Consider the following 15180-nt stretch of genomic DNA (forward strand, 5'->3'; position numbering starts at 1 on the left):
CATGCAACGTCCCTACCCACTCCCTCACTCCCCTGCTCAACAAAATGTAGAAAAGTTTTTGAGAAATGGTATAAGCGTAGGTGGGTTTGACATAGGAAACCCAAAAAAAAGAAGTAGGGTTTGCGCTTCACTAGTCTTTTAGTAGGAGACAGGAGGAACGGGGAATTATAGAGGAGGTAGTCGGAAAAATTGTAAGAGTGATTTTTCTGCCATAATCATCCCAAAATACTAGCTTTGTGCAGCTCTTTTCGCCGAAAAGCTGGCACTTTTTTAGACCAAAAAATGCTAAAACCAATATCAGTCAATGCTTTGATATTTAATCAGCAAGCCCTAAGTAAAAATGGTGCGTTACCGAATAATTAATAATTAAATAATTCAGGTTTAAAGCCGACCCTTTTAAAGGGAAAAAAGCGGTCGTTTGCGCAGCATGACCTAGGATGGGATGGCGAGGTCTCCTCGCCATATCCAATCGACCAAGAGAAGAAATAATATTTCCTTATATTCAATTCCGTAACGGTTTTAACCAGAGGTAATTATCAATTATCGATTATCAATTTACGTTACACCTCTTAATCCGTATATCCGTGGCATAATCCGTGTGAACATCTCAACCTAACCTAGATAATTGTTTTTCTAAAACTATAAATCAACTATTAGTAACTAATACTTTTGTTTGATTCACAATCCATTTTTTACTTACTGATAAATGCAATTTAAGTTCATCCAAATCTATCTCTTCTTTTGAACCTGGTGTTTGTCGAGGTTGAGCACATTCAATAATTATCGGACCGGAGAATTTTATCTCATCAAGTGCCTCGAAATGTTCGGCAAAATTAGTATGGCCAAAACCAATGCCTTTTCTGTTAGAATCAGCGATTTGATATACGCTCAGTTTATCCCCACATCTTTGAATAGCTTCAACTAAATTTGCTTCTTCTAAATTGCCATGATAAGTATCTAGAATAACAGTCATATTTGGCGAGTTAATTTCTGCCAGTAAAGATAAAACATCATTGCTATTCATAATAAAACGACATAAATAACGATTCAGAGGTTCAAAGCCTAATTTTATTTTGGCTTTTTCTGCATAAACTGCTAATTCTTGGCAAGATGCAATTAAATTATCTCTCGAACCTGCATAAGTAGTTCCCATCTGACTCTGAATATATTCATGGCAAGTAATTATAGGATTACCTAATTCTGCTCCATAATCAATTAACTTTTTATAGTAATCTAGAGCTGCTATTCTTGTTTGGCGATCGCTACTTCCCAAATCTACGTTACTAGGAGTCATGGAGAAGATTTCTAACCCATTATCTGCCAAAATATTTTTCACATTTTGAGGTAGAGTTTGATTAATATCTACATATAATTCAACTCCATCGAAACCCATCTCTGAAATAATTTTGGCAGTTTTTTCTAATTTATTCTGACCAAATATCCAGGTAGTAACACCGATTTTTCTCTGTATAGTTAGATTCATTTTCTTGGTAAATATATTACAAAAAACTCAATTTATCTTTTCCCATAAAGTAAGTATTTTCTGCGGAATTCTGCGTAAACAGCTATTAGCAGTCAGCTATTCCTTTGGAATGCTACGCAAACAGCAATTAGTAATGAATAATTACTTCTAAAATTTAGGAAGGGGACTTTGACAGTAACTTTTATTCTTTCTCAATTTATCAATTATTTTTACCAATGAATAATTGATAATTGATAATTAATCCATTCGGTTTAAAGCCTACCCTTTTAAGGATAAAAAATAAATCAGATTTCCTTATATTCAATTCGGTAACGGTTTTAACCATAGGTAATTATCCATTATTTATTATCCATTATCAATTAATTAACTTCCCCAAAATTAATAACTGATGGCTGAATTATTACTCCATAAAGGGTTTAAAATTCCACCGTATATACGATGTCTACAATTGGTTTAAGTTTATGCGCGGAGCAGCTTAGAATATCATGTCCGGTTGAATATTTATCATATATTTGGGGGTGGGGAGTAGGGGAGTAGGGGAGATTGAAGTAATTATAGAATTATCAACATATATTATATAACCGGATTTTATATATAAAGTATCCCCATTCAATTTTTACTTTTTTCGGCGATAATTAAAGCCTTCCTTCTTCCCTCTTCCTTCTTCCCTCTTCCTTCTTCCCTTTTCCTTCTTCCTTCTTCCTTCTTAAATATTAGGCTAATCAACAGTTACAAAAAGTCTACTAATTAACCCCAAACTCAAAACAGAAAAACCAGCAGCAGCGTAAAAAACTCCAGCCATTCCCCAAACTCCAAAAGCAATTCCAGCTAACAGCGGACCTAATGCTTGTCCGATAGATAAAACCGTAGCATTAACAGCCATAAAACCAGCCCGATAATCTTGAGGAGCGAATTTTCCTAATAATGCCTGAGTAGCAGGAAAACACATTCCATGAGCAGCTCCAAACAAAATACTAGGAATTATTAATAACCACATATTTTGTAGGAATGGAGTAACTATTACTGCCAAAGTATAAAGTACAAATGAAACTTTAATTAGGGTAAATTCTGATAGAGATTGGGGAAATAATGCCACCTGAGAAGAAACAAATGCTAAAGATAAAGCCATAGTTGCTAAAATAATTCCAATTGCTACATGAGAGGCTTCAAAAACATCTCCAGCTAACATCGGAATATAGGTAAAATAAGGACCAAACAGCAATATAAATAAAGCAACTACTGCAAATAACAATCCTAATACCTGACTATTATTAACACTATGCAAAATATTTCTCAAATATACTTTCAAACGGAATTTTGGTGGCTTTTGAAACGAGGGTAATTCTAGGAAAAAAATCACAGCAAGTACAATGGGAACTGCTAGCAATGGCAATAAAAAAGGATAGCGCCATCCCCATGTCGCTAAACCCCCACTAATTAAAGGATACACGGCCAAACTCATGCCAATCATACTAGCGTTGAATGCCATTGCAGATGTCAGACTCTTGCCTGTATACAAATCGCTGATTAGTGTTAGTGCTAAAGCTTCTAAACTAGCTGCTCCCACACCTTGCAGAAATCGCAATTCTAGTAATGTCCGAAAATTTGGAGCAAAACTACAAGCAACACCAGCAATAGCAAAGAGTAATAAAGAGGGAATCAAAATTTGTTTTCTTCCGAAGCGATCTGCTAAAACTCCAGATATAGGAGTTCCGATCGCAATGGGTACAACAAATGCTGTAATTACCAATCCCACTTTTTCCGCAGGAATTTGCAATTCTGATGCCATTGTTGGCAATACAGGTCCGATACTACTTGAACCCAAAACTGCCATCAATGTTATACCAATGATGATTTGCAGGTTTCTGTCTAAGTAAATTTTTGTACTATGACTGAGAAATTTAGTGTTTTCCATTGCTCGACCTTTTTTACAGCGATCAGTGCATTAATGTAGTAGACTGACACATCTAAAATGGTGCAATAAGTGTAGGTTGGATTGAGTTGCTCACACGGATTATGCCATGGATATACGGATAAGAGGTATAACGTAGCTTGCTTCCCGTCAGGGTAACCCAACAACAATCTTTCTCCCCATCTCTCCATCTCCCGTAGGGACGTTGCATGCAACGTCCTTACCCTAATGCACCATTTTAGCTGTGTCGGTCTAGTAGGGTGCGTATTTACTGCTAACATCTAAGGTTTGACAGAGATTTAACAGTCTGTCGTAACGCACCATTTTAGAATTGAATCTTGGCAGTCGTAACACACCATTTTAGATGTGTCAATCCAGTAGACATCTCCGAAAACTAAATTTTTGCTGAAGTATTTAAAGCGCTTGAGATTAATTATCGGAGATGTCTAGTAGTGTCAAAGTTTTGAATTCCGTAAAATCTTACTTTTGACTTTTGACTTTTTAATTTTTAATTCCATAATTATGCAGTAGCAAGTGCAACTTTTCCAGTTGCTTTTTTAATATAATTATCCAGAACTTTTTCTACCGTTTTATTGTCAACCGTCATCAAATAATCTCCTTCTGGATTATAACATTTACCAATTTTTTCTAACATAACAAACCGAAGCTCGTCCCCTGTTTTCTTATTATCTGCAATCATCGCCTTCATTAATAAATCAGTAGTTACATGCTCAGGCCAAGGATTATTAAATCCGAGTTTTTCATCAATAAAGTGGTGGTGCAAATCTACATCTTCTTGTGACATAAAGCCCAGTTCTTGCCCTAGTTCCGCTACTATTTTCATACCATAAGAAACTGCTTCTCCATGAGAAAGTTTTCCTTTTAGCAGCCATTCCAAACCATGACCAAAGGTATGACCATACTCTAGAATAATTCCATAATGTTTTTCCGTGGGGTCTTTTTTAAGTATTTCTAGTTTGGAAAGAATAATTTTATAAGCTAGGTCAGTTAACTCCTGCTGAGAAAAATTAAGCTCAGGATTAAGAGTTCTTTCTAAATAATCCAAAAAGGTAGGTTCAGCAATAAAACCATTTTTAATCCCTTCAATAATGCCACATCGCTTGGAGAAAGGAGGCTCTGTTTTGAGGTACTTTGTATCTGCCCAAATAAACAGAGGACTATGATAAAGACCAAAGTGATTTTTACCACTTAAACCATTAACCGCTTGTTTGTTACTGAGGGTACTATCAGTAATTCCAGTCATGGTTGTAGATACTTCGACAAAGTGAATTCCACGATAAATTAATCCAGCAACCAAACCGACAATATTTCCTACTGTTCCTCCACCAAAGGCAATTAATAGAGATTTTTTAGATACACCTTCAGTGACTAATGTTTCACATACTTGTTCTAAAACTGAGAAATATTTAGATTTCTCACCAGGGGGAACCATTTCTAGAAGACATTTGTATTCCGAATTCAGTTCGTGGAACAGTTCCTCTCCGTAAAGTCCAAACATATTTTGCTCACAAAAGAAAAAGATTTTGTCTATCTCGTGTTTTGACAATTCTTTGAGAAAATGTTCTTTAATATCATATCCGAAATAAAATGGACTGGGTTTTTCCAGCTCGGTGCTGAGTTCAACCATTTTTCCTGGAGTCCATTCTTGTGTAATGTTATAGTCAACCATTATTTTTCCTTTGTGGATAGAGTGTTAATTGCTTTAATTTATATAGTGAAGTAATTAATATAAAATGTCAGTAGATTGAATCTACAATTTTCTACAATATCAAATCCCGTTGTGGTCTGGCCTTAATTTCACCAGCTAATTGTCTAGCTTGAGGATTGGGATTACCACCTTTGCTGCACCATTGGCGAATAGTTTGGGGTTGCACTCCCATCAACTCGGCAAAATCATCTCTGTTAAAACCTTCTAACTTCTCCTGTAGTTCTTTGACTTTTGAATTCCGTGAAATTGTTGGCAGACTAATAAAGTTTTATGCTAGACTACCAATTAACTCTACTCCTCCTTCCGGGATTGATTCCCGATCCCACTGGAAACCTTTGTCAGATAGGGAAGAGGTTGTAGGGAAACAGGGGAAAAGGGAGTATTTCGACGATTAAATGCCCATAAAATCGTGATTTTTCTTCCTTTCCCTTTCCTTTACCTAAAATTTTCTTGTTTCCCATCATTACACTTAATAAATAATCCTATTTTTTACTCCCTTTCAGCTTTTCTGAGTGCTGAGAGCTGAGAGCTATTTTAACGGAGGAGAAATAGAGTTAAATTGCTGCAATTATGCAGTAGTAACCGCAACTTTTCCAGTTGCTTTTTGAATATAATTATCCAGAACTTTTTCTACCAATTTAGTGTCAACTGTCATCAAATAATCTCCTTCTGGATTATAACATTGACCGATTTTTTCTAACATAACAAACCGAAGCTCTTCCCCAGTTTTCTTATTATCTGCAATCATCGCCTCCATTAATAAATTAGTGGTGACATTCTCAGGCCAAGGATTATTAAATCCGAGTTTTTCTTCAATAAAGTAGTAGTGTAAATCTACATCTTTTTGTGACATAAAGCCCAGTTCTTTCCCTAGTTCCGCTGCTATTTTCATACCATAAGAAACTGCTTCTCCATGAGAAAGTTTTCCTTTTAGCAACCATTCTAGACCATGACCAAAGGTATGCCCATACTCTAGAATAATTCCCAAATGTTTTTCACTGGGGTCTTGTTTGAGTATTTCTAGTTTGGAGAGAATAATTTTATAAGCTAGGTCTGTCAAGTCCTGCTGGGAAAAATTTAGCTCAGGATTAAGAGTTTTTTCCAAATAATCCAAAAAGGTAGGTTCAGCAATAAAACCATTTTTAATCCCTTCAATAATTCCACATCGCTTAGAAAAAGGAGGCTCTGTTTTTAAGTATTTTGTATCTCCCCAAATAAACAGAGGACTATGATAAAGACCAAAGTGATTTTTACCAGTTGAACCATTAACAGCTTGTTTATTACTGAGAGTACTGTCAGTAATTCCAGTCATGGTTGTGGATATTTCGATAAACCGAATTCCACGGTAAATTAATCCAGCAACCAAACCAACAATATTTCCTACTGTTCCTCCACCAAAAGCAATTAATAGAGATTTTTTAGATACTCCTTCAGCAATTAATGTTTCACATACTTCTTCTAAGACTGGGAAGTATTTACATTTCTCACCAGGAGGTACTATCTCCAGAAGACAATGATATTTCGCATTCAGTTCGTGGAACAGTTCCTCTCCGTAAAGTTCAAACATATTTTGCTCTGTGAAGAAGAAGATTTTGTCGAATTCATGTTTTGACAATTCGTTGAGAAGATGTTGCTGAATATCGTATCCGAAATAAAATGGACTGGGTTTTTCCAGCTCGGTGCTGAGTTCAACCATTTTTCCTGCAGTCCATTCTTGTGTAATGTTATAGTCAATCATTAGTTCTCCTTTCTCAATCGAGTATTAATTACCTTGATTTCTATAGTGAACTAATTAATATAAAATGTCAGTAGATTCAATCTACAATTTCCTATTCCTACAATACGCGATCGCGTTGTAGTCTGGCCTTAATTTCACCAGCTAATTGTCTAGCTTGAGGATTAGGATTACCATGTTTGCTACACCATTGGCGAACAGTTTGGGGTTGCACTCCCATCAAGTCGGCAAAATCATCTCTGTTAAAGCCTTCTAGCTTCTGCTGTAGTTCAAAGAGTAGTTGCACTGGATGATAATCAGATACTTGTATTCTTGCTAAATTGAATATTGTTTTAGGCATTGTTTTAATTTCCTTTTGTTCGCAACATTGGTGAATCAACTCAAATGACTTTTTCCCACCCTTAACGGTGAGCGCTACAACGTTAGCTTTCTCAAACTTAGAAATCAATTATTAATAGAGCTCTCCAGAAAAGAGGGCACCGGGAACCGGAAACAGGGAGAAATAATTAATAATTTCTCAATAAGAATTGATTTGATTTTTGATTTTTGGAGATGTTTAATAAAGATAAATTATTAATAAAGAAAGTTATTCAGTCGGATTTGCTCATGGTAGGTTTCCCAAACCTATTTGGACTTAAATAAATCATTATTTTGTTGCAATTTTCTACTTACAACTTAGTTTATAGCCTAATCATTAATTGAGATATATTCTCAATATTTTTTTTAAATTCTCAATAACATTGATAAGTTTTGGGTTTATTAAGAGTAGTCTGCGATCGCAAATCAAACTATCAGGAGGGGTTTTATATCAAATCCGGTAGCATCGGTGTTATTCAGTATTAAAGTAAGAGCGAATGGCAATTCGCCCTATATTGTAGGGGCTTTCTGGGCATTTGCTGACGTAGAGCTTCCGCTAATGTTTTTATGGGTTGTATGACGATCGACGGAATTATATTATACCAATTCCCAGGCATTAATGCTATACTTGAGTAACACTTCAGTTATTAAGTAACTAACACAAGTCGAATAACTTTTTAGCTAAAATTAGCTAAATTAATGTTGATTATTCTGATCTTTACTTCTCTCTCACTCCCCTACTCCCCCTCCTGGGAGCTATGGGTGGGTCCCCTACTCAATAAAATGTAGGGCGTTACTAAATACTGGGATGATTTTGGCGCTCCACGGAGACAGGGAGACAGGGAGACAGGGGGATTATGGTTTGTGCTCTGTGACAAAATCATCCCGCAATTATGCAATGCCAAATGTAGAAAAGTTTTTGATAAATGGTATTACTCCGAAGCCAACGGATTTGATATTACTTGGTAACCGACCAACCTGAATCAAGGCAAAGTCGGTGGTGGTGCATAGTAATGGTAGAGAGTGTGTGGGGAGTGCGGGAGATGGGGAGATGGGGAGATGGGGAGATGGGGAGATGGGGAGATGGGGAGATGGGGGGATGGGGAGTGCGGGAGAAATTAAAAAAGATATATCTTCACCATTACCATGCAGGACTACCGCAAAGTCTTAACTCAAGTTAGCCCTTGGCAAGCTGAATAAAACTTAATCAGTCTAGAAACAAATTTTTGATATAGCGCTGTGCGCAGGCAACAGGCAACAGGCAACAGGGGGAATAAAAAACCGATAATATCAGGCTTTTAGCTATTGGAAAGTTACTGTAATTTGTACATAAGCCAGCGCACATTGCTATAATTCTGTATAGCTCAATACTCTATGCAGACACTATCCACTTATTAAGATTAAATATTATTAAGTATCGATAGGGATAAAAATTAAAATAGTTAACAGTCATCAGTCAATGTTAGGGAAAATTGGCGTTGCTGATTTGAGGTATGAAATTCCACTTTGGGTAAATTTTCAGCCAAAACAGTAGTGCAAATTATACCTATTTCTTTCTATTTAGTCACCGCAAAACTCTTTTCCATCTACTGACTCCTGACTCCTGTGAAATCATACATTTATTCAGCAACGCCGGGAAAATTATTTGGGTGGTGGTGCATAGTAATGGTAGAGAGTGTGTGGGGAGATGGGGAGATGGGGAGATGGGGAGATGGGGAGATGGGGAGATGGGGGGATGGGGAGTGCGGGAGAAATTAAAAAAGATATATCTTCACCATTACCATGCAGGACTACCATTATTTGTTTTCAGGCAAGCTGCACACACAAACTGTAAGTCATATCAAATCCGGTAGCATCGGTGTAATTAGATGGGGAGATAGGGAGATGGGGAGATAGGGAGATGGGGAGATGGGGAGTGAGAGAAATATTTGGTAATGGTTGAAGATGGAACATTTTTGTATACCGAATTAAACGGATTTGAGATCAGAACCGGAACTACTGATAACTGTATATAGCAGAAGGAAGAAGAAAGAAGAAAGAAGGAAGAAGGAAGAAGGAAAAATCTTGCTGCGTACATGAAACGCAAACAGAATGCTAACGCCAACAGCATAAATGCCTTCTTCAAGGGTATTCAACCAGAAGTGTGTTAACAGGTCTTCGCCGTTATTAGAAACCTACGATCATCTATAGAACCCCTAAGCGGATCTTTGTGAGAGAGTATAATGGATAGAAAATGCCATACTCAAGTAGCTTGACAGACAGCGAGTGGGCTTTAATTGAACCACTGCTGCCCAAAAAGAAAAGAACTAAACCCCCTAAATGGAGCAAAAGAGAAATATTGGATGGTGTTCTCTACCAGCTCAAGAATGGTTGCAATTGGTGTGATTTACCCCTGGAGTTACCTCCTTATTCTACAGTATTCTGGCATTACAAACAGTGGCGTATTGGAAGGAGTAACCCTTGAAAATTAGAGATGTATTGCACGCCAAAGTACGCCAACAAGTAAAAAAAAGCGCTCCGGGACGACTCTCATCATTATTGATTCACTCATAGGTGAAAAATACTTGTAATGCTGGTGTAGAGTCATGCATGATGGAAGTTTTTACAAGGCTACTAACGGAATTAACAGACCGGAACGCAGTAGATAGTCTAGGCTTTCCCTTTTTTGCCCATTGTACCAAGGCATCAGTGTCTGATGATGTGGGATTAATTGAAATGTTGTCTTACAGCGCTTTTCAAATTGATGAACCACATCTTCACACATCAAACTTTGTAGGGACGTTCCATGGAACGTCCCTACTGTGGTCTACCCAAATGAAAACCGCTGTAAACAATTGATTATTTTAAGTCTAAACCGGTCAATATTCCTAAAATCACCATCCTTCTTGATAATGGATATCACCCGGAAAAATTAACGATTGAGTTGAAAAAAATTTATCCAGCTATTATGACCAAGATTCGATTTAAACTCTGGCCTAAACCATCGAAGGCACAGAAAGAGAATCTTGGAAAAACAGGATTTATCCCAGTTAAAGCAAGGTGGGTGATAGAAAGAACCAACTCCTGGATGGAAAGATGCAAAAGCTTGGCCAAAAATTTTGTTTGCGGAGCATTCCGTAGGAAAAGAACCTTAGAAAATGCCATACTCAAGGTCAATCTTTGTTTTGTTCGACTGCTGCTTAAGAGATTGGCGATCGCCTGATTGTCGAAAAAAAAGATCCGCTTAGGGGTTCTATAGAAATCTATGATTATCTGTTCCATTCCTGCTTCCCACTCGGCAACGTCTGCGTTATCCAGTCCACAAGATGTCACGGTCGTTTGCTACGCAACGCTAACGCGAAACGCGGAACGCGGAGCATAGCTCTCACTGACCGCCATAGCTAGATTTACAGCAGTTTCGGAGTTAGTGAGGTACAAAATTTTAGGACTTTAAGCAACAGGCAACAGCTCCGGAAGGCAACAGGCAACAGAGAATTAATGAACTGTACCTCACGCTTCCTAAAAAGTGCTTTAAACTAGCATTTCCGTTTGTCATGCTCCGCAAACAAATCTCGTTCGCGCTAGCGTTGCGGAGCAATCACAGCTAAAATTGCAGTGTTCGCACTCTATAACTCTCTCTGACAAAGACAGAGACTCTTTAACACTTCCACAGTTAGAGCAGGTCTGAGAACTGGGAAACCATCTATCAACGATGATTAACTCAGCAACCATATAACTCACACTTGTATTCTAGCTGTCTTCTGAATTCATAAAAACCCATATCAGCACCCACCCCTCTTGCTCCCCTCCCGGGAGGGGATGGGGGTAGGTTGTGGTTTTTAGCCAAATAAGTAGTCAGTATTATGGGCAACAGTTACAAACCCTTGAAGGTACAAGGTCTGAGTTATTCGTTAGTCCCTGACAGAAATTCCCCATCTGAACCAGTAAACTCCTCCCTTACTTTAGAAGCTGAAATAATGATCGCTAGTTAAGCAGACTCAGGTTTTGGTAACGATGATGGATGCATTAATAACTCGGCAGTCGATCGCTTCTCTACCATTTCCTTAGTAATAGTACACCGAGTGACATCCTTCCGCGAAGGTAATTCATACATCACATCTAACATCAACTCCTCCACAATACCCCGCAACGCTCGTGCCCCCGTTTTTCTCCTAAACGCTTCCTTCGCGATCGCCCGAATTGCCTCTTCCTCAAACTCCAACTGTACATTATCCATCCGCAACAACTTTTGATATTGCTTCACCAAAGCATTCTGAGGTTTTGTCAAAATTTCCATCAGAGTCTCCTCATCCAAAGGTTCAACTACCGCTACCATTGGTATTCGCCCAATTAATTCTGGAATTAAGCCAAACTTCACCAAGTCATTCGGTTCCATTTGCTTCATTAAATCTATTACTTTTTTATCCTTGGACTGATTTTCTCCTGATTGCTGAACAAAGCCCATTGACTTTTTGCCGTTTCTCTGCTCTACTATTTTATCTAAACCAACAAAAGCCCCACCACATATAAATAGAATATTACTCGTGTCGATCTGAATACAATCTTGATAGGGATGTTTCCGACCACCTTGAGGCGGGACATTAGCCACAGTTCCCTCTAACATTTTTAATAAAGCCTGCTGTACCCCCTCTCCAGACACATCTCTTGTTATGGAAGGGTTCTCACTCTTGCGAGCTATCTTATCTATCTCATCTATATATATGATACCCCGTTGTGCTTCCTCTACCTCTAAATCTGCTACTTGCAGAAGTCGCAACAAAATATTCTCTACATCTTCCCCAACATATCCAGCTTCTGTTAATGTTGTCGCATCTGCCACAGCAAATGGTACATCCAATAATTCTGCCAAAGTTTGAGCCAACAATGTCTTACCACAACCAGTTGGCCCAATCAATAAAATATTAGATTTTTGTAATTCCACCTCATCTGGAGAAGACTTGCCACTTTTTTTGGCTTCTACAAAGGTCAGACGTTTATAGTGGTTATAAACTGCCACTGACAAAACCTTCTTACCTTCCTCCTGACCAATAACATGAGTATCCAGATAATTCTTAATTTCTCTAGGTTTAGGAAGTTGGGCAACTGAAACTCTTTTGGCAGTACTACTTCGCTTTTGAGCAGGGGTTGCTGGTCTTGGCGTTGGAGGTTGTGGCCCTGTTGTGTTAGAGTCAAAAAGCTCCTCATCTAAAATCTCATTGCACAACTCTACACATTCATCACAAATATAAACTCCAGGACCTGCTATTAACTTACGGACCTGTTCCTGAGACTTGCCACAAAATGAACATTTTAGATGGGAGTCGTATTTAGACATAACTTCCTCTTACTATATTGCAGGGACAGACTCTCCTGGTACAGGAAGATTCTGTTTAGTAATGACTTGATCGACCAAGCCATAATTTTTGGCTTCTTCTGCGGACATAAAGAAGTCGCGGTCTGTATCAACTTCTATTTTTTCTAGAGGTTGACCTGTATGAGCTGATAAAAGTTCATTCAGCTTACGCTTATGATATAAGATTTCTTTAGCCTGTATCTCAATATCTACCGCTTGACCTTGAGCGCCACCTAAAGGCTGGTGAATCATTATTCTAGAACTAGGAAGGGACATCCTTTTACCTTTTGTCCCACCAGAAAGAAGAAAAGCCCCCATACTTGCAGCCAAACCGTAACAAATTGTGACAACATCAGGCCGTACCTGCTGCATGGTGTCATATATAGCCATTCCAGCAGTCACAGAACCTCCAGGGGAGTTGATATAGAGTTGAATATCTTTGTCTGGGTCTTCAGCATCCAGGAATAACATCTGAGCAGTAATGGTATTAGCTAAATTATCATCTACTGGAGTCCCCAAAAAAATAATTCTTTCTCTGAGGAGCCGTGAGTAGAGGTCAAAAGCTCTTTCTCCCATCCCTGATTGTTCTACAACCATGGGCACAATGTTACTAGGACCGGAGTAAACTTGTAACTTGTTATAGATATTAACTAAATCATCAGAATATTGAGATATAACCATGGTACATCAGTTTATATATAAACAAATTTTGTTTTTACTTGCTCATTTTTGATTCGTATCAATCCAAGCTGAATATTATTATGACTTAGCTTTACTAATATTGGTAGTTGGGATTACCCAACCATTCATTAATTTTAGGGGTACTTAAAATTGTTTGGGTTTATCAGACACGGAGTGGCGTGTCGAATACTACCCATAATAATTATACCTTCTGCCTTCTGCCTTCTGCCTTCTGCCTTCTTCAATTAGGATTTTCCACAGTAGCTACCTGTTCAGCCTCAACTTCTACAATAGTTTCTGTAGTTTCTGTAGCTTCATCTATTTCTGACTCTGAATCAGTTTCTACAGGAGTTTCTGTAGCTTGATCTATTTCTGAATCTTTAGTTAGAGTTCCTTCAGGTACTAACTCTACTGTGCCATTTTCTTCCAACCACTTGATTGTTTTTTCCTTCAGTAAGTCTTCTGTGACTACTTCTCTTAATCTATCTGGATCGACATCCTTTCCTTGAAGCTGTCCCATGACTTTTTCTGACTCTGCTAAAATCTCTTCTTCATTTACCTCGATTGACTCTTCCTTGGCCACTGTTTTAATAGCCCAATCTCTTTTCAATCGCTCAATTGCTTCTGGCCGCGATCGCTCTTGCATTTCTGGCAATTTATCGCTGCTGAACAATTCTTTAACATCTATTCCATACTGGCTCAACTCCATGGCACTTTGGGCTAACATCTGCTGAACTTCATTTTTAATTAAAGTTTCTGGTAATTCTACTTCCAGATGGGTCACCAGCTCATTTACAATGGCAATTTCTTTATTCTGTTTTGTTTGGTCTTCTTTTTCTTTGGTAAATTTTTTCTCCATGAACTCCTGTAATTCGGCTAATGTTTCAAACTCACTAATTTCTTGAGCAAAATCATCATCCAACTCTGGTAATTCTTTTTCTTTGAGTTCTTTAAGAGTAATTGTAAATACTGCTGGCTTACCTGCTAACTCTGCCTGACCATATTCTTCAGGAAATTGAACGGAAATTTCTTTTGTTTGCTCTAGGTTCATGCCTACTATTCCATCAATGAACCCAGGGATAAATTGTCCTTCTTTCAATTCCACTTGATAATCTTGAGCCTTGCCTCCTGGAACTTCTTTCGGCTCTTCTCCCTCTGTCTCAGATGGAATTATACCTTCAAAATCTACTATTGCCACATCTCCTAACTGAGCTGCTCTTCCTTCTACAGGGATTAGTGTGGCCTTTTCAGAGCGACGTTCTTCTAGAAATTCATCTAATTGAGCCTGGTCGTATTTAGCTTCTTCAGCCTTGACTACCAGTCCTTTATAATCACTCACTTTAGCCTCTGGTTCTACATCCACTTTGGCAGAGAAGGCCATTTCTTTTCCTGGTTCAAAATCTTTTACTAACTCTTCAAATTCTGTACTCAGTTCAAATTGCCCTATTGCATTGATTTGTTCTTGTTCTCTTGCTTTTTCTAAGCAATCATTAATGAGGTTATCTAAGGCCATAGCTTTAACATAATTTCTACCCAGCCTCTGTATCAATATTTGTCGAGGCACCTTGCCTTTTCTGAACCCAGGAATATTGGCGGTACGGATATATTTTTGAATCACCTGTTCGTAGGCATTCTTGGACATTTCTGGTGTAATCTCGATTTCCAGGCCTATTTGGCTAGCTGGAAGTTTTTCCTGGGTAACTTTCATCGGCGTTTTGTTTAAGTTAGTTAGAACTAAGTTTTTGATTATAGGCTATGATTCTATTAAGCTATATAATTTATGGGAATCTTAATATTCTTACTTTTTATTGCACTATGCTTTATTAGCTTACTATAATTATTTCTCTAGCTTCGCCAAGAATGCTTTAATTTTAGGACTTTTTTAACTTTATTTTTTTCTCGCTATTGGCAAAGTTAAGTTGATTTTTTTAATTTTAAAAATCAAGCATAT

General features: G+C 37.9%; 14 protein-coding genes. 4 read left to right on the forward strand and 10 right to left on the reverse strand.

Features of this window, described 5'->3' with window-relative positions:
* Window positions 1-646 precede the first annotated feature (646 nt).
* The 6 genes from F6K23_RS06615 to F6K23_RS06640 form a co-directional block, all read right to left on the reverse strand.
* On the reverse strand, window positions 647-1483 hold the full coding sequence (locus F6K23_RS06615; RefSeq protein ID WP_293152331.1) for a sugar phosphate isomerase/epimerase: 837 nt from the start codon (window positions 1481-1483) through the stop codon (window positions 647-649).
* 718 nt (window positions 1484-2201) lie between these two features.
* Window positions 2202-3398 carry an MFS transporter gene (locus F6K23_RS06620; protein WP_293152334.1) on the reverse strand — a complete coding sequence of 399 codons (1197 nt, stop codon included), beginning with the start codon at window positions 3396-3398 and terminating at the stop codon, window positions 2202-2204.
* Between the two features lie 517 nt (window positions 3399-3915).
* Window positions 3916-5085 carry a 2-deoxy-scyllo-inosose synthase gene (locus F6K23_RS06625; RefSeq protein WP_293152337.1) on the reverse strand — a complete coding sequence of 390 codons (1170 nt, stop codon included), beginning with the start codon at window positions 5083-5085 and terminating at the stop codon, window positions 3916-3918.
* Window positions 5086-5176: 91 nt separating this feature from the next.
* On the reverse strand, window positions 5177-5299 hold the full coding sequence (locus tag F6K23_RS06630; RefSeq protein WP_293152340.1) for a hypothetical protein: 123 nt from the start codon (window positions 5297-5299) through the stop codon (window positions 5177-5179).
* A gap of 393 nt (window positions 5300-5692) precedes the next feature.
* Window positions 5693-6862: a 2-deoxy-scyllo-inosose synthase gene (locus F6K23_RS06635; RefSeq protein ID WP_293152343.1), complete on the reverse strand. Its 1170-nt coding sequence runs from the start codon at window positions 6860-6862 to the stop codon at window positions 5693-5695.
* A gap of 97 nt (window positions 6863-6959) precedes the next feature.
* Window positions 6960-7199, reverse strand: coding sequence for a hypothetical protein (locus F6K23_RS06640; protein WP_293152346.1), 240 nt, complete (start codon window positions 7197-7199; stop codon window positions 6960-6962).
* A 979-nt stretch (window positions 7200-8178) separates the two neighbouring features.
* Here F6K23_RS06640 and F6K23_RS06645 point away from each other — a divergent pair.
* The 4 genes from F6K23_RS06645 to F6K23_RS06660 all read left to right on the forward strand — a co-directional run bounded on the left by F6K23_RS06645 (window position 8179) and on the right by F6K23_RS06660 (window position 10418).
* Window positions 8179-8397, forward strand: a complete 219-nt coding sequence (locus F6K23_RS06645; RefSeq protein ID WP_293152349.1) for a hypothetical protein — start codon at window positions 8179-8181, stop codon at window positions 8395-8397.
* A gap of 498 nt (window positions 8398-8895) precedes the next feature.
* Window positions 8896-9069 (forward strand): hypothetical protein, encoded by a 174-nt coding sequence (locus tag F6K23_RS06650; protein ID WP_293152351.1) that lies wholly within the window; start codon window positions 8896-8898, stop codon window positions 9067-9069.
* Window positions 9070-9449: 380 nt separating this feature from the next.
* Window positions 9450-9680 (forward strand): transposase, encoded by a 231-nt coding sequence (locus F6K23_RS06655; protein WP_293152354.1) that lies wholly within the window; start codon window positions 9450-9452, stop codon window positions 9678-9680.
* 483 nt (window positions 9681-10163) lie between these two features.
* Window positions 10164-10418, forward strand: coding sequence for a hypothetical protein (locus F6K23_RS06660; protein WP_367267643.1), 255 nt, complete (start codon window positions 10164-10166; stop codon window positions 10416-10418).
* A 329-nt stretch (window positions 10419-10747) separates the two neighbouring features.
* Here the strand turns inward: F6K23_RS06660 and F6K23_RS06665 are convergent, their stop codons facing one another.
* The 4 genes from F6K23_RS06665 to tig form a co-directional block, all read right to left on the reverse strand.
* On the reverse strand, window positions 10748-10927 hold the full coding sequence (locus F6K23_RS06665; RefSeq protein ID WP_293152357.1) for a zinc ribbon domain-containing protein: 180 nt from the start codon (window positions 10925-10927) through the stop codon (window positions 10748-10750).
* 256 nt (window positions 10928-11183) lie between these two features.
* Complete coding sequence (gene clpX, locus F6K23_RS06670; RefSeq protein WP_293152360.1) at window positions 11184-12530, reverse strand: ATP-dependent protease ATP-binding subunit ClpX; 1347 nt, start codon at window positions 12528-12530, stop codon at window positions 11184-11186.
* A gap of 12 nt (window positions 12531-12542) precedes the next feature.
* On the reverse strand, window positions 12543-13229 hold the full coding sequence (gene clpP / locus F6K23_RS06675; protein ID WP_293152363.1) for an ATP-dependent Clp endopeptidase proteolytic subunit ClpP: 687 nt from the start codon (window positions 13227-13229) through the stop codon (window positions 12543-12545).
* A 241-nt stretch (window positions 13230-13470) separates the two neighbouring features.
* Window positions 13471-14937: a trigger factor gene (tig, locus tag F6K23_RS06680; protein WP_293152365.1), complete on the reverse strand. Its 1467-nt coding sequence runs from the start codon at window positions 14935-14937 to the stop codon at window positions 13471-13473.
* Between the last annotated feature and the right edge of the window lie 243 nt (window positions 14938-15180).

Source organism: Okeania sp. SIO2C9 (assembly GCF_010672455.1).
GTDB lineage: Bacteria > Cyanobacteriota > Cyanobacteriia > Cyanobacteriales > Microcoleaceae > Okeania.

Bases quoted from the DNA above. Each gene is read 5' to 3' on its own strand.
- F6K23_RS06615 (WP_293152331.1), bottom strand. From the start codon at position 1,483: ATGAATCTAACTATACAGAGAAAAATCGGTGTTACTACCTGGATATTT.
- F6K23_RS06620 (WP_293152334.1), bottom strand. From the start codon at position 3,398: ATGGAAAACACTAAATTTCTCAGTCATAGTACAAAAATTTACTTAGAC.
- F6K23_RS06625 (WP_293152337.1), bottom strand. From the start codon at position 5,085: ATGGTTGACTATAACATTACACAAGAATGGACTCCAGGAAAAATGGTT.
- F6K23_RS06635 (WP_293152343.1), bottom strand. From the start codon at position 6,862: ATGATTGACTATAACATTACACAAGAATGGACTGCAGGAAAAATGGTT.
- F6K23_RS06640 (WP_293152346.1), bottom strand. From the start codon at position 7,199: ATGCCTAAAACAATATTCAATTTAGCAAGAATACAAGTATCTGATTAT.
- F6K23_RS06655 (WP_293152354.1), top strand. From the start codon at position 9,450: ATGCCATACTCAAGTAGCTTGACAGACAGCGAGTGGGCTTTAATTGAA.
- F6K23_RS06660 (WP_367267643.1), top strand. From the start codon at position 10,164: ATGACCAAGATTCGATTTAAACTCTGGCCTAAACCATCGAAGGCACAG.
- F6K23_RS06665 (WP_293152357.1), bottom strand. From the start codon at position 10,927: ATGGTTGCTGAGTTAATCATCGTTGATAGATGGTTTCCCAGTTCTCAG.
- clpX (WP_293152360.1), bottom strand. From the start codon at position 12,530: ATGTCTAAATACGACTCCCATCTAAAATGTTCATTTTGTGGCAAGTCT.
- clpP (WP_293152363.1), bottom strand. From the start codon at position 13,229: ATGGTTATATCTCAATATTCTGATGATTTAGTTAATATCTATAACAAG.
- tig (WP_293152365.1), bottom strand. From the start codon at position 14,937: ATGAAAGTTACCCAGGAAAAACTTCCAGCTAGCCAAATAGGCCTGGAA.